A 17509-nucleotide genomic window follows, 5' to 3' on the forward strand; every position below is an offset into this window, starting at 1 on the left:
CATTCAATTAGACCGCGTTATCGTTCTTCGCGGGCAAGCCTCGCTCCTACAGGGTTTTTATCGCCTGTAGAACGCATTTCGTCGCAAACTCAGGCCAAAGAAGCCATCTATGCCGGCGACATCTTCCTGAACACCCAGCTGCGCGCAGCCAAAGAGCTGTGTGCGTTCGCCCAGGAAAGCATCACCGCCGCCTTCGACGGCGAGACCCATCACCAGGCGCTGCACACGCTGATGCCGGTGGAAGAATTCGTGGTACTGGTGACGCGCCTCAAGGGCCAGTTCACCAACAGCCAGCGCCCCAAGGACCTTATCCTGTCGTTTATCGACGAGATCGGCGTCGACCCGCGCAAGTACATTTTCGACGTGCCGCGCATTCGCGTGGTGCCGAACTATGACTACCTGCACGCCGGTGTCAGCTATGCCTACAAACCGCATCGCGACACCTGGTACGGCAGCGTCGATTGCCAGATCAACACCTGGATGCTGGTGCACACCATCCGCCCCGACCAGACCATGATGATCAACGCCGGTTACTTCGACGTGCCGGTGAAGAACACCTCCAGCGAATGGAGCCTCAACGACAGGATCAACAACCAGCGGCACAAGGCCAAGGACAACCACGTGGCCGACGCGCCGTTCGTCTTCGCCAACCGCATCGGCGTCACCGCTGCGCTGTCGCGTATGGAACTGTCAAGAAAGTCGCTGAAGTACCGGGCGCGATCATCGAGTGCGGCGTGTACAAGGGCAACGCCCTGATGCTGTACATGCACTTGTCGATGATTCTCGAGCCGTACGCGATCAACCGTTCGATCGTGGGCTTCGACACGTTCGAAGGCTTCCAGAGCATCGACAAGAAAGAAGACCCGGCCGACGTCAACGAGACCATGTTCTCCGACACCGACCAGTCGCTGATCCAGGACATGATCGACGCCAACGACCTGCTGCGCCCGGTCAACCGCATCCCGCGTTGCGAGCTGGTCAAAGGCGACATCGTCAAAACCGTACCTGAATGGGTCAAGACCCGTCCGGACCTGGTCGTGGCCATGCTGATCCTCGACACCGACCTGTACGAATCGACCAAAGTCGCGCTGGAAACCTTCCTGCCGTACATGCCAAAAGGCGCCATCGTGGTACTGGACGAAGTGGCCTACCGCAACTTCCCGGGCGAAACCAAAGCCCTGCGCGAAGTGCTGGACCTGAACAAGATCGAACTCAAACGCCTGCCGTTTGACTCCTGTGTAGGCTATTTCCACGTCTAACCCATCCCCCTTGTAGGAGCGAGGCTTGCCCGCGAAGAACGATAACGCGGTCATTGGGTTATGACCGCGGTGCATTCTTCGCGGGCAAGCCTCGCTCCTACAGGAAGCGGTTATGTTGTGGACTGGATGACACCGGCCAGCCAGTCCATGAACGCTCGCACCCGCCGCGGCAAATGCCGTTGCCGTGCGTAGAGCAGCGAGACCTCCATGGACGGCGCGCTGAACTGCGGTAACACCGCCATCATTTCACCGCTGAGCAAGTGCGGTTGCATGCCCTTGATCGGCGCCTGAATCAGACCGCCCCCCCCCAAGACACGCCGCTTCATAAGCATCGGTGCTGTTCACCGTGACGCTGCCCGCCATCGGCAATCGATGCAACGTGCCGTCCACCTCGTACAAAAAACCCTCCGAGCGCGAACCCAGTACGCCGACGTAATGGACCAGGCGATGCTGTGCCAGATCCTCAAGACTTTCCGGCATGCCATAGCGCTGCAAGTAGGCGGGACTGGCGCAATTGATCATCGCAAAATCACACACGTGACGCGCGACCACTGATTGATCCGGCTGCGCACCGACCCGCACCACGCAATCAAAGCCTTCCCTCTGCAAATCAACCCGGCGATCAGTGGTGCTGATTTCCAGTTCCAAGTTGGGTGCAGCGCCATGAATTCCGGCAAGCGCGGCAGCACCATTTGCTGGCCCAGAAAGTTCGGCATGTCAAAGCGAATCCGCCCGGTGAGCGAGGCCGCATCCTGACGAAACAGCCCTTCGATTTCATCCATGTGCGACAACAAGTCCCGGCTGCGCTCGTACAGCACCAGGCCGTCCTGCGTCGCCTGAACCCGGCGCGTCGTGCGTTGCAACAGGCGCGTCCCCAACAAGGCTTCCAACGCTTGAACGTGCTCCGAGACGGTCGACTTCGGCACACCCAGACTTTCGCCCGCCAGGGTAAAACTCGACATTTCGCTGACACGAACTCAGGAGCGCAGCAGTTCCAGTTTGTTCATGGGCCGACCCTCTATTGTTCGGTTTATCCGACCAGTGATTCCAGTTTCGGTCTGTTTATCACCATAGGCCGGATAAATAAACTTCCTCCACACCGTTACTCACCACCCTTGAGGAAGTCCCATGAGCCGTAAAATCGCACTGATCACTGGCGCCAGCCGCGGCCTCGGTAAAAACGCAGCTCTGCATCTGGCCGCCCAAGGCGTCGACATTATCGGCACCTATAACAGCAAGGCCGACGAGGCTGCGATCTTTTGCTTATCCCGAGACAGACTGGCGCATGACCAGCCGCTCCCGCACCACGTCATACGCCCAGTGATAAACGTAGGTGTACGGCAGGAAAAACAGCAACACGCCGATGTCCAGCAGGAACGCCTGCCACAGGCTGACGTTCAGCCACCAGGCGATCAACGGCACTCCCATCGCGACCAATCCGCCTTCGAACATCAACGCATGAACAACGCGTACCCAAGCGTTGTGCACGATAGCGAAGCGTTTGAGCAAGCGGTCGAACAAGCCGTTGAAGACCACGTTCCAGGCCAGCGCCAGGGCGGCAATGACCAAGGTGACGACGCCCATTTCAAGCATCGGTTTGTCCATGATCCACGCCAGTAGCGGCGTACAGATCAGGATGGCCAGCACTTCGAAACCGATGGCCTGGAAAATACGTTCAGTGATGGATTTGTTGGCGTTCATGATCAGGACTCCCTGAGTGACTGTGGTTGCCATGATCCGGCCTCGCGTCGATACTTCATAACCAATAACCATCGATCAAGGCGATAGTTCATGGCTTCTCAGGAAGTGTTGCAGGCGTTTGTCCAGGCGGCGACGCAGGGTTCGTTTTCCGCAGCGGCGCGCAAACTGGGGCGCAGTCAGTCGACCATCAGTGCTGCAGTGGCGAGCCTTGAAATCGATCTGAACCTGACCCTCTTCGACCGCAGCAGCCGCAAACCGAGCCTGACCCCGGCCGGGCACGTGATGCTGCAACGAGCCGAGGAGATTCTGGCTGCCACCAGCCGCCTGGAAATGACCGCCAGGCAATTGTCCCAAGGGGTTGAGCCGAAACTGACCGTGGCGATTTCCGACACGTATCAGTCCGACCGTTTCGAAGCGGCGCTGAGTGCTTTCGAGCAGCGTTATCCAGACCTCGAACTCGAATGCCTGATCGCTGAATGCGATGACTTGGTGGCATTGGTGCAGAGCGGTCGGGCGCATGTGGCCTTCGCTGAAAAGCAGGACAGTTACCCGCCGGATCTGGTCAGCTCGACCGTGGAGGAACGGACGGAGATCGCCCTGTTCGTGTCCCGTGAACATCCGTTGGCCGCGCTGGGCCACATCGATCAAGACCTGTTGCAACTGCATCGGGAATTGCGCCTGGCGACGATCGTCAATCCGTACGAGAGCCGTGCGAAGGGACGTGTCTGGTCGGCGCCGAGTTACCTGATGCTGCTGGAAATGGCCCAGGGCGGGTTCGGTTGGGCGCCGTTGCCGCGTTGGCTGGTGGGGCGGTTTGGCGCGGGGACACTGGTTGAACTCGACGTGCGCGGCTGGCCGAAACCGGTGTTTGTCGATGCCTTGTGGTCACGGCTGCATCCGCCGGGGCCGGCGGGGAGTTGGTTACTCAGCAAGATGCTGGAATAGCGGTGCCGCCATTCGCGAGCAAGCCCGCTCCCACAGGTTCTGCGCTAACCCTGTGGGGGCGGGCTTGCTCGCGAAGAGGTCGGCAAATTCACCTCATTTCAAAGCCTTGATCCGCGCCTCGATAAACCGCCGCTCCGGCACTTGCTGCGTCAATTCCAGCGCCCGCTCATACGCCGCACGCGCCTCCTCAACCCGCCCCAACTGCCGACAAAAATCCGCCCGCGCCGAATGCGCCAAGTGGTAATCCAGCAAATCCCCCCGATCCAGAATCCCTTCAACCAACACCAGCCCCGCCAACGGTCCATCCCGCCTGGAGATCGCCGCCGCACGGTTCAACTCAATCACCGGCGAAGGCACTGCCGTCAACAGCACGTCATACAAACCCACAATCTGCTGCCAGTCAGTCTCCCCCGCCGTAGTCGCTTCGGCATGCACCGCCGCAATCGCTGCTTGCAGGCAATAAGGCCCGAACCGGCCAGTGGTCAGCGCCGCTTCCACCAGCGCGCAACCTTCGGCGATCATCCCGGCATCCCACAACGAGCGATCCTGTTCATCCAGCAAAATCAACTCACCGCTCGCCGACGTTCGGGCCGGGCGTCGTGATTCATGCAACAGCATCAACGCCAGCAACCCCATCACTTCCGATTCCTGCAGCAACTCCATCAATAACCGCCCGAGCCGAATCGCCTCGCGCGTCAGGTCCTCGCGGGTCAGCTCTGCACCGACAGACGCCGAGTAACCTTCGTTGAACACCAGGTAAATGACCCTGAGCACACTGTCCAGACGCTCGGGCAGTTCTGCCAGCGTCGGCACTTGATAAGGGATTTTGGCGTCACGGATTTTCGCTTTGGCGCGCACGATGCGCTGGGCAATGGTTGCCGGCGCCGAGAGAAATGCGCGGGCAATTTCCTCCGTGGTCAGGTCACACACTTCGCGCAAGGTCAACGGCACCTGGGCGTCCGACGCGAGGGCCGGGTGACAACAGGTGAAGATCAGCCGCAAGCGATCATCTTCCACGTCTTTATCACTCCAGTCGGCCTGCTCCAGCTCCTCCAGTTGAGCGATCAACATTGGCCTGGACGCCGCAAAACGCGCGCGCCGACGCAACACATCAATGGCCTTGAAGCGTCCGGTGGACACCAGCCAAGTACGTGGATTGTCCGGCACGCCGTCACGCTGCCACCGCTCGACCGCGATGAAAAAAGCCTCGTGCAAGGCTTCTTCGGCGAGGTCGAAATCGCCGAGCAAGCGGATCAACGTCGCCAGAATCCGCCGTGAGTCCTCACGGTAGACCTGCTCGACCCGCGCCGTGACCGAAACGTCTGGCATCAGTCCGGCATGCCTTCAGTCACCAACGTCACCAATTGATCGCCGAATTCGGCAGGCTGTTGCTTATAGGGCTGTGGACTCATGGGGATCTCCTGTCTTGTGCTTGTTATTCAGGGATTCAACTGGCGAACGGGCCGCACCTCGACACTGCCGACCCGGGCCGCCGGGATGTTGCCGGCGACCTGAAGGGCTTCATTGAGGTCCTTGGCATCGATCAGGTAGAAACCAGCCAACTGCTCCTTGGTTTCGGCGAACGGACCATCAGTGATCGACATCTTGCCGTTGCGCATGCGCACGGTGGTCGCGGTTTGCACCGACTCCAGCGCCTCTGCCGCGATCATCCGGCCGCTGCCCTCGATCGACTCGGCATAGGCCATGCACTCGGCGTCATGGGGGCTGTCGGGCTGCGAGTGCAACGCCTGTTCGTTGCTGTAGACCAGGCATAAATACTTCATGTGGGCTCTCCCGGATCGAGCTGATCAACTATGGCTGCAGATGGGCGCTTTCGCGACATTCCCGACGAAGCAGCCCGATGTTCAGGGTTCAAGGTTGAACAGCGTCGTGCCGCTCATCATGTCGAACGGGGCCGACCAGTGTTCGTGGACGATGCGCCATTGCCCCGCGTCGCGCCGATAGCAGGCGGTGACGCGCATCCAGCAGGCCTGGGTTTCGCCCTTATCGTTGGTGCCGCCGCAATGGGCCAGCCAGTGGGCGAAGGCGATGTGCTCGTCCGCGACGATGTTCATATGGTCGAAGTCAAACTTGTGCGCACCCTGGCACATCTCCATGCATTCCTCCCAATGCGCCCGGTAAGCCGCCTTGCCCCGGAATTGCAGGGCTTTGACCGCGTCGTAGGAGACGATTTCGTCGGCGTAGAAGGACATGAGTTTCTCGACATCCTTGGCGATTACCGCTTGGCGATAATTGTCGATCAGGGCCTGGATTTCAGCTGTAGCCGTCATGGTGGTTCTCCGTGGTTTTTGTTGTGAAGACACCCTTAGTCGTCTGGCGAACAGCCAAATCGACAGTCGAAATAAAAATAATCCATGAACGCAAACTCGTTAGAATCCGAAACATCTTTTGTTGGAAAAAGGACACTCCAGTGACAGCCCGACTCGTGCCTTACGAAAACCTGAACGCGCGCCAGCGCCAGCAGGTCGAGGCCATCGAAGTTCATAAAGAACAGATCAAATTCTCCGGCGACATCCACGGTGCATTGCACACCTTGCTGTCCAAGCCCGGCCCCGGCGTCCAGGGATTTGCGCTGCTGGCCGAAGAGGTTCCCGTGGCCTTCCTGCTGCTGAAACGCCCGCCCGTGCTGCCGGCATGGGCCGACGAACACAGCGCGACCTTGCATGCACTGCAAGTCGATCACCGCGCTCAGGGCAAAGGCTATGGAAAAGCCTGCCTGCAAGCCCTGCCCGACGTGGCTCGGCAGGCGTTTCCTGAGATCAAAGCGCTGGAGCTCTCGGTGGACGCGGACAACGAGGCAGCCATCGCGCTCTATGCGAAATTCGGCTGGGTCGACAGCGGCGAGGCTTACCGGGGCCGGATCGGTTACGAACGGCGCATGAGTCTGATTTTCTGAGGTGGTTATGCTCGACAGCATCGAAGCACTGGAAGCCATCTACGGCCAACCCCACGACCGCGCCGTGCGCAAGCAGATTCCCTTTCTGAACGAGGACTATCAGGCGATGGTCCGCGCCTCGCCGCTGGTAATTATCAGCTCGGTCGGCCCTGATGGCATGGACGGTTCGCCCCGGGGTGATACGCCGGGGTTTGTGCGGATCATTGACCCGCAGACCCTGGCGATCCCGGACCGTCCGGGCAACAACCGTATCGACACGTTGCGCAATGTGGTGCTCGATTCGCGGGTGTCGCTGCTGTTCATCATTCCCGGAATCGGCGAGACGTTGCGGGTCAACGGCACGGCGAAAATCAGCGCGGAACCGGCGTTGCTGGAGAGTTTTGCGGTCAGTGGCAAACCGGCGCGCACGGTGATGCTGGTGACGGTGGAAGCAGCGTTTTTTCATTGTTCGAAAGCGATTGTGCGCTCGGACTTGTGGAACCCTGAGAAACATCTGGAGCGCTCGGCGCTGCCGACGGCGGGGGCGTTTCACAAGCGTTTGAACGATGGGCAGTTCGATGCCGAGACGTATGACCGGGAAGCGCCGGCGAGAGTGCATGACAGCCTCTACTGATCGAACACGAAAAAGGGTTGCCTTGAGGCAACCCTTTTGGGATTTGACTAGTTGTCAGAGGAGAAGGCAGTAGTCGAGCAACTGCTTCTCGATACTTTGACGCTGACCGATAACCAACGCGACCACTACAAGGTTTTCACTCGGGAACACCTCATACAAAACCCGCTGCCCCATAGGCAAGTACTCACGAAAATGAGTGACGCCAAGCGACGCCGCTTCCTGGCAAACACCGTAAACATGGGCCTGACTGCTCAGAGCCGTAACGATCTGCATCACCAGTTGATCTACCATCTCCGCCGCTTTTTTGCGGCCGCATTGCTGCGTCAGATAGTACTCCAGCGAAATAACCCCATGCTCCGCAGCGGTCGCAAACTCTACCCTGAAGGCCTCAGGCATCGTTATCGTCTTGCTGCAATTGGCGCCGCTGCGCCAGCCTGGCCAGCAAAGTGTCGCCAGAAATCAGCTTTCCCTGCTCCTTGTCGCGAGAGGAGAACGAAAGAAGCTTGATCAGCGCGATGGCCTCATCTCGCCGCTTACGCTCCTCGTAGGATTCAATCACATAAGCCGGAACGCCATTCTGAGTGACGAGCATCGGCTCGGAAAGATCCAGCGCGGCCGCATTCTTTTTAACAAAACTGATAGTTTCAACTCGCATCATTCATTCCTCTGCTCACCACCCGAACAGGATGGCCAACGCAACAAGGTCTGAATTTAGGCCATTAAAAAACTTATCTCAAGCACTCATTTGCTCTTGTCCCAGCTCCAACACCATCTCATGCCACGCCATCCCGCCATGATCGGAGGCGGAAGGCTTGATGTAGGCAAACCCAAACCCGGCATACAGCGGAATATGCCGCTCCTTGCACATCAGATGGATGGTGGTCTTGCCCAAACCCCGCATGCGCTCGATGAACTCGCCCATCAAACGCTTCGCCAACCCCTGCCCCTGATAATCCGGGTGCACCACCACCGACATGATCACCACGTGCGGGCCGGCCGGGTCGTGGCCGATCAGTTCCTTGAACGCTTCGTCTGACATTTCCACTTCAAACGCCGCTCCGGAATTGATGAAACCGGCTACAACGCCGTCCACTTCGGCGACGATGAAACCCTCGGGCCAGGTGGCGATGCGGGTGGCGATTTTTTCCCGGGTGGCGGCTTCGTCGCCTTCGTAGGCAACGGTTTCGATGGCGAAGCAGCGGTCCAGGTCAGCAGGCAGGACGTTTCGGATGACAGGGTTCGACAAGTTCATGGCGCAACAGCAACCTTGGGGCAAGTGAGAAGACAGAGTATCGCTCGCCGATTCTAACAACACTGACTGGCCCTTGAACGCCCGATACCCAGCGCTCGTATAAAGTGCATAGGGTTAAAGGACGGCACCGTAAAGCTTTCATATAACCGCTACTCAATGCCTCGGGTTCGTATTATTTATCTGTGCCTCGACGATTGAGGTCGCCCAGCCACGGCAGGTTGAGCCCTCCTCGTCCCACTCACAGGACTGTGATCATGAGCTCGACTCAAATCGGCCTACTCGTGTTGTTCAGCATTACCTCGTTCGGTTTCATCACGCTGTACATCGATTTCCTGCACGAGCGCAGGATCAAGAAAGACAAGTGAGCGACACACGGCCACGCGATGCGACCAGCGTCCGCCGTGCTTTACAGCCCCACCAAGCGATATCCCACCTGCAATTCGGTGATGAAATGCTGCGGCTGGGCCGCATCGGCCTCCAGTTTCTGCCGCAAGTGCGCCATGTGCACCCGTAGGTAGTGAGCACGATCGACGTAATCCAGCCCCCACACTTCCAGCAGTAACTGGCGATGGGTCATGACCCGGCCTTGTCCGCGAATCAGCGCGCAAAGCAGGCGATACTCGATGGGCGTCAGATGGACCGATTGGCCCTCGCGCCGGACCTCGTGCGTGGCCAGGTCCACTTCGATCATGCCAAAAGTCACCTTGCTGGTGACCGCGGTGGTCCCGTTTTGCACATGCCGACGCAACTGGGCGCGGATACGCGCGAGCAACTCGGGCACGCCGAAGGGTTTGACCAGATAGTCGTCCGCCCCCGCATCCAGTGCGGCCACTTTCTCCTCTTCACGATCACGGGCCGACAGCACCAGAATCGGCACCGTCATCCAGCCCCGCAACTCGCTGATCAATTGTTTGCCGTCACCGTCGGGCAAGCCCAGATCGACAATCACCAGATCCGGTTGACGACTGGCGGCGTGGATCAGGGCGCGTTTGACGTTGTCGGCCTCGAACACCTGAAAACCTTCGTCTTGCAGCGCGATACCGACGAAACGGCGGATGTTGGCCTCGTCCTCGACAATGAGGATGCGTGCACTGGTCATAGCGATTCCATGGAAGGCGGGTGACCCGCCGGTAGAGTGATCACAAAGCGGATGCCCGAGGTGGCCTGAGGCTGAGCCTCGATCGTTGCGCCATGGGCCTGGACAATACGTTTTGCCAACGCCAGCCCAAGGCCGATGCCGGCAACGGCCGACTCCTGCTGACCCCGAGTGAACGGTTCGAACAAGCTCTGAGGCGTGCTGCCCTGAGGACAACCGGGACCGGCGTCGATCACCTCCAGCACAATGCTGTCCTCCTCTTGCCGGGCCGCCACCTGCACCAGCGTTCCGGCCGGGGTGTACTTGGCGGCGTTGTCCAGCAGGTTGACCAGAACACGCTCGATCAACAGCGCATCGACTTCCACCAACGGCAACCGCGGCGACAGCGCGGTGCGCACCACATGCCGCGCCAACGGCTCGCGCAGTTGACGCAAAGCGCTGCCGACAATTTCCTCCAGTGAGTGCCATTGCCGGTTGAGGCGCACACCGCGTTCCTGCATCCGGGCCATGTCCAACAGGTTTTCGATCAACCGCTGCATGGAGCTGGCCTGATCGCGGATACCGCCCAGCAACTGCGCCAGTGGTCCGGGCGGCGCATGGGGCGCCGCTGCATCTGCCGCGCCGATAATGGTGGTCAGCGGCGTGCGCAGGTCATGAGAGATCGCGGCCAGCAGGGTATTGCGCATGCGCTCACCCTCCATCTGCACCAAGGTGCTTTGCGCCACCTCGACGAAATGCACCCGCTCCAGCGCGATTGCCAGTTGGCTCATGCAGGCCTCAAGCAGGCGCTGCTCTTCCGGCTCGTTCAATCGCTCGGGTTCAGCCAGTTCGAGCACCAACACGCCGCGTACGCGCATGGGCGCCTTTAATGGCAAATAGCGGCCTTGGGCGGCCGCCAGTGTATCGGTGCCCTGACCCGCGGGTTGGCCATGGTCGTAAACCCATTGGGCAATGCTTTCATCGATCGGGAATGCTCCGGCGCCCCGAGCGTGGACACTGTCTGTGGCGTTTGGCAGTGTCAGCCCGACCCGCGCTTCAAACACGCCGCTGAAGGTGCGCAGTGCCACCTCCGTGATCTGTTCCACCGTCAGCGCCGCCGACAAGTCGCGCGCCAGCCTGGCCAACGACGTCGCGCGCCGCTCACGACCGGCGGCGGTGCGGGCTTCATGACGCAAGCGTGCCGTGAGCTGCCCGGTGATCAACGCAATACCCAGCATCAGGGCGAAGGTAAAGAAGTACTGGGTGTCGTTGACCGTGAACGACCAGCGTGGCTGGACGAAAAAGAAATCAAAACACAGCACCGCCAGCATCGCTGCCCAGACACCTGGCCCTCTCCCGTAACGCAGGGCGACCAGCACCACCGTGAGCAAAAACAGCATGACCACGTTGGCCAGATCAAACACCTGCAACAGCAAGGCAGCCACCGCCGTGGCGGCAAAACAGGCCAGGCTGGCCCACAGATACGCCGGTGCCCTGCTGGGTGGCAGCGCTGCATCAGTATTCACCGCAACCGCAACCACCATGGGCAACGGGCCATGAGCGATGACAATCTGATCGATCTCGGGATGGCGACGGCTGATGCGGTCACTGACCGACTGGTGCCAGAACTGCCAGACCTTGCGCGGGTAATGCCCCAACACCAGGCGGTTGGCGTTGTGTTCACGAGCAAACGCCACCAGCGCCTCGGCCACGTCCATGCCGGACAGCGTGGCGGTGTCGGCACCGAATTCGGCGGCCAGCGCCAAGGCCTTCATGGCGGCGGCATAGCGGCTCGCATCTGCGCCACGGCGCTGCACCGAAGGCACATGGACGACAATCCAGTCCGCCTCAAGCTTTTGTGCCAGACGCGCCGCTTCACGAACCAGACGATCATCCGAAGGGTGCCCTGCCACTCCGACCAGCAAACGCTCGCGCGCGGGCCAAAGGGTGTTGATGGACCGCTCGCGGCGATAGTCGCGCATCTGTGCATCGACGCGATCAGCGGTACGCCGCAGCGCCAGCTCGCGCAAGGCCAGCAAGTTGCCCTTGCGGAAGAAATGCCGGGACGCGCGCTCGGCCTGGGGCGGCAGGTAGACCTTGCCTTCCTTGAGACGGCGCAGCAGGTCATCGGGTGGCAGGTCGATCACCACCACTTCATGAGCAGCGTCGAACAGATGATCGGGTACGGTCTCGCGTACCCGGATGCCGATGATCCCGCTGACGATGTCGTTGAGACTTTCCAGGTGCTGGACATTGAGGGTGGTCCAGACGTCGATGCCGGCGCGCAGCAGTTCTTCGACATCCTGCCAGCGTTTGGGGTGACGCGAGCCGGGAACGTTGCTGTGGGCCAGCTCATCCACCAGCAGCACCGCCGGACGTCGCGCCAGCGCGGCATCCAGATCGAACTCGCTGAGGGCACACTCGCGATGCATCACGTTGTAGCGCGGCAGCAGTTCCAGGCCGGTGAGCAGTTCAGCGGTTTCCCGGCGGCCATGGGTTTCGACCACGCCAGCCACCAGGTCACGGCCCTGGGTCACTTCGCGTTGAGCCGCAATGAGCATGGCACAGGTTTTCCCCACTCCGGCATTGGAGCCGAAATAGATGCGCAGTTTTCCGCGCAGGGCGGCCTGTTCGTCTTGGTGGAGCTTCTCCAGCAGCGCGTCGGGATCAGGGCGGCCGTCACGTGAAGCGGTGAACGTATCAGTTACGAGCATGGCAATCCTTTTGAACTGCGCGGCGCCACACACGGCGCCGCGCAGTCAGTCCTTTCAAACCAGGCCAAGCCCGGTCAACAGCATGTCGATCACCTTGATCCCCGCGAACGGCACCAGCACGCCACCCAGCCCATAGATCAGCAGGTTGCGATTGAGCAACGCCGCCGCGCCGATGGCTCGATAGGTCACGCCCTTGAGCGCCAGCGGGATCAGAAACACGATGATCAGGGCATTGAAGATCACCGCGCTGAGAATCGCCGAGTTCGGGCTGCTCAGGTGCATCACATTCAGGGCGCCCAGTTGCGGGTAGGTCGCGACGAATGCGGCCGGTACGATAGCAAAATACTTGGCCACATCGTTGGCCACGCTGAAAGTAGTCAACGCGCCGCGCGTCATGAGCATCTGCTTGCCGACTTCAACCACCTCGATCAGCTTGGTCGGGTTGCTGTCCAGATCGACCATGTTGCCCGCTTCCTTGGCGGCCTGAGTACCGCTGTTCATGGCCACGGCCACGTCCGCCTGGGCCAGTGCCGGCGCATCGTTGGTGCCATCTCCCGTCATCGCCACCAGCTTGCCCTGCGCCTGGTAGTCGCGGATCAGTTGCAGCTTGTCTTCCGGCCGGGCCTCGGCCAGAAAGTCGTCAACACCGGCTTCCACGGCAATCGCTGCCGCCGTCAGGCGGTTGTCGCCGGTGATCATGACCGTCTTGATCCCCATGCGCCGCAGTTCGGCAAAGCGCTCCTTGATACCGCCCTTGACCACGTCCTTGAGCTCGACCACGCCCAATGCCTGTTGACCATCGCACACGACCAGCGGCGTACTGCCACGGCGCGAGACTTCATCGACCTTGCTCTGCAATGCCGACGGAAAGCTGCCGCCCAGCGCCTCGATGTGCTGGCGAATGGCATCTGCCGCGCCCTTGCGGATGCACCGGCCGCCGGCCAGATCGACGCCGCTCATACGGGTTTGCGCGGTGAAATGCACGAAGCTCGCCCCCAGGGCATTGAGGTCCCGCGCCCGCAGGTCGAACTTCTGCTTGGCGAGCACCACAATACTGCGTCCTTCCGGCGTTTCGTCGGCCAGCGAGGCCAACTGCGCGGCGTCCGCCAGTTCCGACTCCTTGACTCCGGGAGCTGGCAGGAAACTGCTGGCCTGGCGATTACCCAAGGTAATGGTGCCGGTTTTGTCCAACAGTAGGACATCAACGTCACCCGCCGCTTCCACAGCCCGCCCAGAGGTGGCAATGACGTTGGCCGACATCATCCGGCTCATGCCCGCCACACCAATCGCCGACAGCAGGCCGCCAATGGTCGTGGGGATCAGGCAGACCAGCAGCGCCACCAGCACCGTTGCGCTGACCACGTCGCCGCCGCTCATGGTCACCGCCATCATCGAATACGGGCCCAGCGTCACGATCACCAACAGAAACAGAAACGTCAGCCCCACCAGCAGAATGGTCAGCGCGACTTCGTTGGGCGTCTTCTGGCGCTTCGCGGATTCGACCATTGAGATCATGCGATCCAGAAACGACTCGCCGGGATTGACGCTGATACGCACCACCAACCAGTCCGACAGCACTTTTGTGCCCCCGGTGACCGATGAAAAGTCGCCGCCCGCCTCGCGAATCACCGGTGCCGACTCCCCGGTGATCGCGCTTTCATCCACCGACGCCACACCTTCGATCACCACACCATCGAGGGGCACCAAATCGCCCGCCTCGATCAACACCACAGCGTCCTTGAGCAGTTCGCTGGAAGGCACTGGCCTCCAGGCGGAACCGTGCCGGGGTTGCTGCAACAGCTTGGCCAGGGTCTGACGCTTCATCCCACGCAGGCTGGCCGCCTGGGCCCGACTACGCCCCTCGGCCAGGGCTTCGGCGAAGTTGGCAAACAGCACGGTGAACCACAGCCACAGCGTGATGCTGAGAATGAAACCACTGGGGGCTTCCCCTTTGCCGACCAGTGATTGAACCCACAACAGCGTGGTGAGAATACTGCCCAGGTACACCACAAACATTACCGGGTTCTTCCACTGCGCCTGGGGCAGCAATTTCTTGAAAGCATCCAGGCACGCCGTGAGCAACAATCCACGGTCGAACAAAGGCAAACGAACTTGCTTACTCATGGTTGTTTCTCTTGTTCACTGGCCGCAAGGGATGGCTGATGCGCAGGCGGCAGAGCATCCAGCGCGAGGTTGAGTTGCAGCACATTGACCCGGGGCTCGCCGAGCAGGCCGAAGGTGCGTTGCTCAGTGTGGGCATTCACCAGCTTCAACAGATCGGCTTCCGGCAGGTGACGCAGGCGTGCGACACGCGATGCCTGAATCTGTGCGTTGGCCACCGAGATGTGCGGGTCCAGACCTGACGCCGACGCGGTGACCGCATCCACCGGCACCTGAGCATCTGCTGCCAGACCGTTCTGCCGGCGGTAGGCTTCGACGCGCATGGCCACGGTGTCGATCAACTTCTGGCTGGTCGGGCCAAGGTTGCTGGCACCACTGGAACCTGCGTTGTACGGCTGGGCCACGCTCTTGCTCGGGTCCAGTGGGTCAGTGCCGAGGGTCATGCTCGCACGGCCCTGAAAATACTCGGGGCGGGTGAAATGCTGGCCGATCACCGCCGAACCGATCACCAGCCCGTCCCGTTCAACCAGGCTGCCCTGGGCCTGAAACGGGAACAGCACGTTGGCCACCAGCGTGGTGAACAACGGATACACCAGCCCGGTCAGCAACATGAAGAACGCCGCCGAAATCAGCACCGGGCGCAACAGGCCGACAAACAGAAATTGCACCTTTGTTTGTGTTTGTACTTGAGTCATCACATCCCCCTCACTTGTAGGTCTGGCCGGACAGCAACTGCAGTTGCTCGACCAGCGGGCCGAGCGCGAGCGCCGGCAGGAAAGTCAGGCCGCCCACCACCAACACCACGAACACCACCAGAAACATGAATAGCGGCGTGGCGGTCGGGATGGTGCCGGCACCGGCCGGGATGTTCTTTTTCATCGCCAGGGAACCGGCAACCGCGAGCATCGGCAGCATCGTGAAGAAGCGTCCGAGCAACATGGCAAGACCGATGGTGGTGTTAAAGAACGGCGTATTGGCATTCAGCCCGGCGAACGCCGAACCGTTGTTGGCAGTGCCCGAGGTGTAGGCATACAGCACCTCGCTGAAGCCATGAGGCCCTTGGTTGTTGAGGCTATTGAGGGTGTCGGGCCAGAGTGCCGCCAGGGCGGTGAAGCCGAGAATGCAGATGGGGTGCGCCAGCACCGAGAGCATGACCAGCTTGATCTCCCGCGCCTCAATCTTCTTGCCGAGGAATTCGGGGCTGCGACCGATCATCATGCCCACCAGAAACACCGTCAGCAGCGCGTACTGGATCAGGTTGATAAAGCCCACGCCGTCGCCACCGAACACGCAGTTGAGCATCATCTGCGCCAGCGGTACGAAGCCGCCCATGGGCGTCAGCGAGTCATGCATGGCGTTCACCGAGCCGGTGGTTGCGCCGGTGGTGGTGGTCACGAACAGGCTGGTGTCGGCAATCCCGAAGCGCAGCTCCTTGCCCTCCATGTTGCCGCCACTCTGGGTCGCTGACAGCACCTGATCCGCACCCACCCGGGTCAACAGCGGGTTGCCACTTTGTTCGGCGGTGTAAACGATGCTCAGAAAGCCGACGAACATCACCAGGAACGTGCCAAAGAACACCCAGCCCTGACGCCGACGCATCAGCATACTGCCGAAGGTGTACGTCAGCGCTGACGGGATCAGCAGCATGCTGAGGATATGCAGCATGTTCGTCAGCGGGGTCGGGTTCTCGAACGGATGCGCGGCGTTCATGCTGAAAAAGCCGCCACCGTTGGTGCCGATGTGCTTGATTGACTCGAAGCTCGCCACCGCGCCGACGATCAATTGCTGCTGTGCGCCTTCCAGCGTAGTGGCAAGGGCCTGGGAGTTCAGGGTTTGTGGCATGCCTTGCCAGACATAAACCAGCGCCATGCCAAAACACAGTGGCAGCATGACCCGGTACAGGGTGCGAGTGAAGTCCACCCAGTAGTTTCCGATGTCAGCGGAGTTAGAACGACTGAGGCCGCGAATGAATCCCGCGGCAGCCACAACGCCCGCTGTTGCGCCGACGAACATCAGGAAGGTGATGACGGCCATCTGGCTGAAGTTGGACAGGCTGGTCTCACCTGAATAAGCCTGCCAGTTGGTGTTGGTGATAAAAGACGCCGCGGTATTGAACGCCAGATCCGGTGTTTGCGCGCTCAGCCCCAAGGGGTTGAGTGGCATGAAGCCTTGCAGGCGCAACACGATGTAGCCCAGCAACATCATTGCCGCGTTCGACAACAACAGGGCCAAGCCGTAACGTGCCCAGCCCATGGTTTCGGTCGAATCGATCCCCAGCAAACGATACGTGGCGCGCTCCGCCAAGGCATGGTTTCGCCCGGTGAATACTCGCGTCAGCCACTTCCCCATCAGAACGGCGAGCCCGGTCATCAACCCGAGAATCACCGCAAATTCCAGCATAGTGCTCAACATGTCGATGCTCCGTTCAAATCTTGCCCATGGCGACGATGACCATGGCTGTCGCAGCAAAAAACACCACGCTAACCCCCATGAAAATCAGGTCGTACATTGCCGGTTTCCTTTCTCAAGACCGCCCTGGCGGGCGAATAAAAACGCCTGTGCCGCAATGACTGCGGCCATCAGAACTTCTCTGCACGGATAAGGGCGTAACCCAGGTAGGCGAACAACAGGGCGGCGCACAGGCCGCTGGCGATGTAAATGAACTCGAGTGTTAACAAGACAGCTCCCCCTGACAAAACGAAAGGACACCCGCAAGCGGGTCCCGGCAGAGCGCGTCAGAACAAAAAACGCACTGAATACGCGCTCTTATCTGCGCTGTGCAGGTTATGTGAGGGGGTATCAAGGACGGACACTGATTGGGGGCAGCGGTATTAAGACGGCGTATAGATCGAGCGAAACGGGCAGTAGGCGGGAGGTGATACGAGGGGGCAACGACAGTCACGAACGGGCAC

The 17509-nt window shown here is 60.4% G+C and carries 17 protein-coding genes and 3 pseudogenes; 6 read left to right on the plus strand and 14 right to left on the minus strand.

The genetic code is table 11. From position 1 onward, the window contains the following. Nucleotides 1-75: 75 nt before the first annotated feature. Together ACYZTM_RS07800 and ACYZTM_RS07805 are read left to right on the plus strand one after the other, a co-directional pair. A pseudogene (locus ACYZTM_RS07800) lies at nucleotides 76-618 on the plus strand (hypothetical protein); the annotation flags it as partial. After that, on the plus strand, nucleotides 567-1259 hold the full coding sequence (locus ACYZTM_RS07805; protein ID WP_461987976.1) for a TylF/MycF/NovP-related O-methyltransferase: 693 nt from the start codon (nucleotides 567-569) through the stop codon (nucleotides 1257-1259). The pseudogene ACYZTM_RS07800 and the gene ACYZTM_RS07805, both read left to right, overlap by 52 nt. Before the next feature lie 110 nt (nucleotides 1260-1369). Here ACYZTM_RS07805 and ACYZTM_RS07810 read toward each other — a convergent pair. After that, nucleotides 1370-2221 (minus strand): annotated as a pseudogene (locus ACYZTM_RS07810) (LysR family transcriptional regulator). Between the two features lie 166 nt (nucleotides 2222-2387). Here ACYZTM_RS07810 and ACYZTM_RS07815 point away from each other — a divergent pair. Then, nucleotides 2388-2510: pseudogene (locus tag ACYZTM_RS07815) on the plus strand (SDR family NAD(P)-dependent oxidoreductase); the annotation flags it as partial. A 12-nt stretch (nucleotides 2511-2522) separates the two neighbouring features. Here ACYZTM_RS07815 and ACYZTM_RS07820 read toward each other — a convergent pair. Further along, complete coding sequence (locus ACYZTM_RS07820) at nucleotides 2523-2960, minus strand: multidrug/biocide efflux PACE transporter (RefSeq protein WP_461987978.1); 438 nt, start codon at nucleotides 2958-2960, stop codon at nucleotides 2523-2525. A gap of 90 nt (nucleotides 2961-3050) precedes the next feature. On the opposite strand from ACYZTM_RS07820, the gene ACYZTM_RS07825 reads away from it, so the two are divergent. Next, nucleotides 3051-3905 carry a LysR family transcriptional regulator gene (locus ACYZTM_RS07825; RefSeq protein WP_131059720.1) on the plus strand — a complete coding sequence of 285 codons (855 nt, stop codon included), beginning with the start codon at nucleotides 3051-3053 and terminating at the stop codon, nucleotides 3903-3905. A gap of 93 nt (nucleotides 3906-3998) precedes the next feature. On the opposite strand, the gene ACYZTM_RS07830 is transcribed toward ACYZTM_RS07825, so the two are convergent. From ACYZTM_RS07830 to ACYZTM_RS07840, 3 genes are all read right to left on the minus strand, one after another. After that, nucleotides 3999-5234, minus strand: a complete 1236-nt coding sequence (locus ACYZTM_RS07830) for an RNA polymerase sigma factor (RefSeq protein WP_461987981.1) — start codon at nucleotides 5232-5234, stop codon at nucleotides 3999-4001. Between the two features lie 110 nt (nucleotides 5235-5344). Further along, nucleotides 5345-5689, minus strand: coding sequence for a YciI family protein (locus tag ACYZTM_RS07835; protein WP_131059722.1), 345 nt, complete (start codon nucleotides 5687-5689; stop codon nucleotides 5345-5347). Nucleotides 5690-5770: 81 nt separating this feature from the next. After that, nucleotides 5771-6196 (minus strand): YybH family protein, encoded by a 426-nt coding sequence (locus tag ACYZTM_RS07840; protein WP_131059723.1) that lies wholly within the window; start codon nucleotides 6194-6196, stop codon nucleotides 5771-5773. 140 nt (nucleotides 6197-6336) lie between these two features. On the opposite strand from ACYZTM_RS07840, the gene ACYZTM_RS07845 reads away from it, so the two are divergent. Next, nucleotides 6337-6822: a GNAT family N-acetyltransferase gene (locus ACYZTM_RS07845; RefSeq protein ID WP_461987984.1), complete on the plus strand. Its 486-nt coding sequence runs from the start codon at nucleotides 6337-6339 to the stop codon at nucleotides 6820-6822. Between the two features lie 7 nt (nucleotides 6823-6829). Then, nucleotides 6830-7435 carry a pyridoxamine 5'-phosphate oxidase family protein gene (locus ACYZTM_RS07850; protein WP_131059725.1) on the plus strand — a complete coding sequence of 202 codons (606 nt, stop codon included), beginning with the start codon at nucleotides 6830-6832 and terminating at the stop codon, nucleotides 7433-7435. Between the two features lie 54 nt (nucleotides 7436-7489). Here ACYZTM_RS07850 and ACYZTM_RS07855 read toward each other — a convergent pair whose 3' ends face one another. From ACYZTM_RS07855 to kdpF, 9 genes are all read right to left on the minus strand, one after another. Continuing rightward, nucleotides 7490-7831, minus strand: coding sequence for a hypothetical protein (locus ACYZTM_RS07855; protein WP_131059726.1), 342 nt, complete (start codon nucleotides 7829-7831; stop codon nucleotides 7490-7492). Beyond that, nucleotides 7824-8090, minus strand: coding sequence for a prevent-host-death protein (locus tag ACYZTM_RS07860; RefSeq protein ID WP_046049521.1), 267 nt, complete (start codon nucleotides 8088-8090; stop codon nucleotides 7824-7826). The genes ACYZTM_RS07855 and ACYZTM_RS07860 overlap by 8 nt, the downstream gene beginning before the upstream one ends. Nucleotides 8091-8168: 78 nt before the next feature. Then, a complete protein-coding gene (locus ACYZTM_RS07865; protein ID WP_461987987.1) occupies nucleotides 8169-8687 on the minus strand; it encodes a GNAT family N-acetyltransferase in 519 nt (172 codons plus the stop codon). 406 nt (nucleotides 8688-9093) lie between these two features. Continuing rightward, the gene (locus tag ACYZTM_RS07870) at nucleotides 9094-9786 is read right to left on the minus strand and encodes a response regulator (RefSeq protein WP_131059728.1); all 693 of its coding nucleotides are present in this window, start codon (nucleotides 9784-9786) and stop codon (nucleotides 9094-9096) included. Then, nucleotides 9783-12476: a DUF4118 domain-containing protein gene (locus tag ACYZTM_RS07875; RefSeq protein WP_461987989.1), complete on the minus strand. Its 2694-nt coding sequence runs from the start codon at nucleotides 12474-12476 to the stop codon at nucleotides 9783-9785. Before ACYZTM_RS07875 ends, ACYZTM_RS07870 begins: the two co-directional genes overlap by 4 nt. A 54-nt stretch (nucleotides 12477-12530) precedes the next feature. After that, nucleotides 12531-14600 carry a potassium-transporting ATPase subunit KdpB gene (gene kdpB, locus ACYZTM_RS07880; protein ID WP_461987991.1) on the minus strand — a complete coding sequence of 690 codons (2070 nt, stop codon included), beginning with the start codon at nucleotides 14598-14600 and terminating at the stop codon, nucleotides 12531-12533. Beyond that, nucleotides 14597-15292: a K(+)-transporting ATPase subunit C gene (kdpC, locus tag ACYZTM_RS07885; RefSeq protein ID WP_461987993.1), complete on the minus strand. Its 696-nt coding sequence runs from the start codon at nucleotides 15290-15292 to the stop codon at nucleotides 14597-14599. The genes kdpB and kdpC overlap by 4 nt, the downstream gene beginning before the upstream one ends. 10 nt (nucleotides 15293-15302) lie before the next feature. Next, nucleotides 15303-17009: a potassium-transporting ATPase subunit KdpA gene (kdpA, locus tag ACYZTM_RS07890; protein WP_131059732.1), complete on the minus strand. Its 1707-nt coding sequence runs from the start codon at nucleotides 17007-17009 to the stop codon at nucleotides 15303-15305. A gap of 167 nt (nucleotides 17010-17176) precedes the next feature. Further along, nucleotides 17177-17275 carry a K(+)-transporting ATPase subunit F gene (gene kdpF, locus ACYZTM_RS07895; protein WP_095130908.1) on the minus strand — a complete coding sequence of 33 codons (99 nt, stop codon included), beginning with the start codon at nucleotides 17273-17275 and terminating at the stop codon, nucleotides 17177-17179. Nucleotides 17276-17509: the final 234 nt, after the last annotated feature.

This window comes from Pseudomonas sp. MDT2-39-1, assembly GCF_054898085.1.

Coding starts and splice junctions, on each gene's coding strand:
- ACYZTM_RS07805 (WP_461987976.1), top strand. CDS start 567: ATGGAGCCTCAACGACAGGATCAACAACCAGCGGCACAAGGCCAAGGA.
- ACYZTM_RS07820 (WP_461987978.1), bottom strand. CDS start 2,960: ATGAACGCCAACAAATCCATCACTGAACGTATTTTCCAGGCCATCGGT.
- ACYZTM_RS07825 (WP_131059720.1), top strand. CDS start 3,051: ATGGCTTCTCAGGAAGTGTTGCAGGCGTTTGTCCAGGCGGCGACGCAG.
- ACYZTM_RS07830 (WP_461987981.1), bottom strand. CDS start 5,234: ATGCCAGACGTTTCGGTCACGGCGCGGGTCGAGCAGGTCTACCGTGAG.
- ACYZTM_RS07835 (WP_131059722.1), bottom strand. CDS start 5,689: ATGAAGTATTTATGCCTGGTCTACAGCAACGAACAGGCGTTGCACTCG.
- ACYZTM_RS07840 (WP_131059723.1), bottom strand. CDS start 6,196: ATGACGGCTACAGCTGAAATCCAGGCCCTGATCGACAATTATCGCCAA.
- ACYZTM_RS07850 (WP_131059725.1), top strand. CDS start 6,830: ATGCTCGACAGCATCGAAGCACTGGAAGCCATCTACGGCCAACCCCAC.
- ACYZTM_RS07855 (WP_131059726.1), bottom strand. CDS start 7,831: ATGCCTGAGGCCTTCAGGGTAGAGTTTGCGACCGCTGCGGAGCATGGG.
- ACYZTM_RS07860 (WP_046049521.1), bottom strand. CDS start 8,090: ATGCGAGTTGAAACTATCAGTTTTGTTAAAAAGAATGCGGCCGCGCTG.
- ACYZTM_RS07865 (WP_461987987.1), bottom strand. CDS start 8,687: ATGAACTTGTCGAACCCTGTCATCCGAAACGTCCTGCCTGCTGACCTG.
- ACYZTM_RS07870 (WP_131059728.1), bottom strand. CDS start 9,786: ATGACCAGTGCACGCATCCTCATTGTCGAGGACGAGGCCAACATCCGC.
- ACYZTM_RS07875 (WP_461987989.1), bottom strand. CDS start 12,476: ATGCTCGTAACTGATACGTTCACCGCTTCACGTGACGGCCGCCCTGAT.
- kdpB (WP_461987991.1), bottom strand. CDS start 14,600: ATGAGTAAGCAAGTTCGTTTGCCTTTGTTCGACCGTGGATTGTTGCTC.
- kdpC (WP_461987993.1), bottom strand. CDS start 15,292: ATGACTCAAGTACAAACACAAACAAAGGTGCAATTTCTGTTTGTCGGC.
- kdpA (WP_131059732.1), bottom strand. CDS start 17,009: ATGTTGAGCACTATGCTGGAATTTGCGGTGATTCTCGGGTTGATGACC.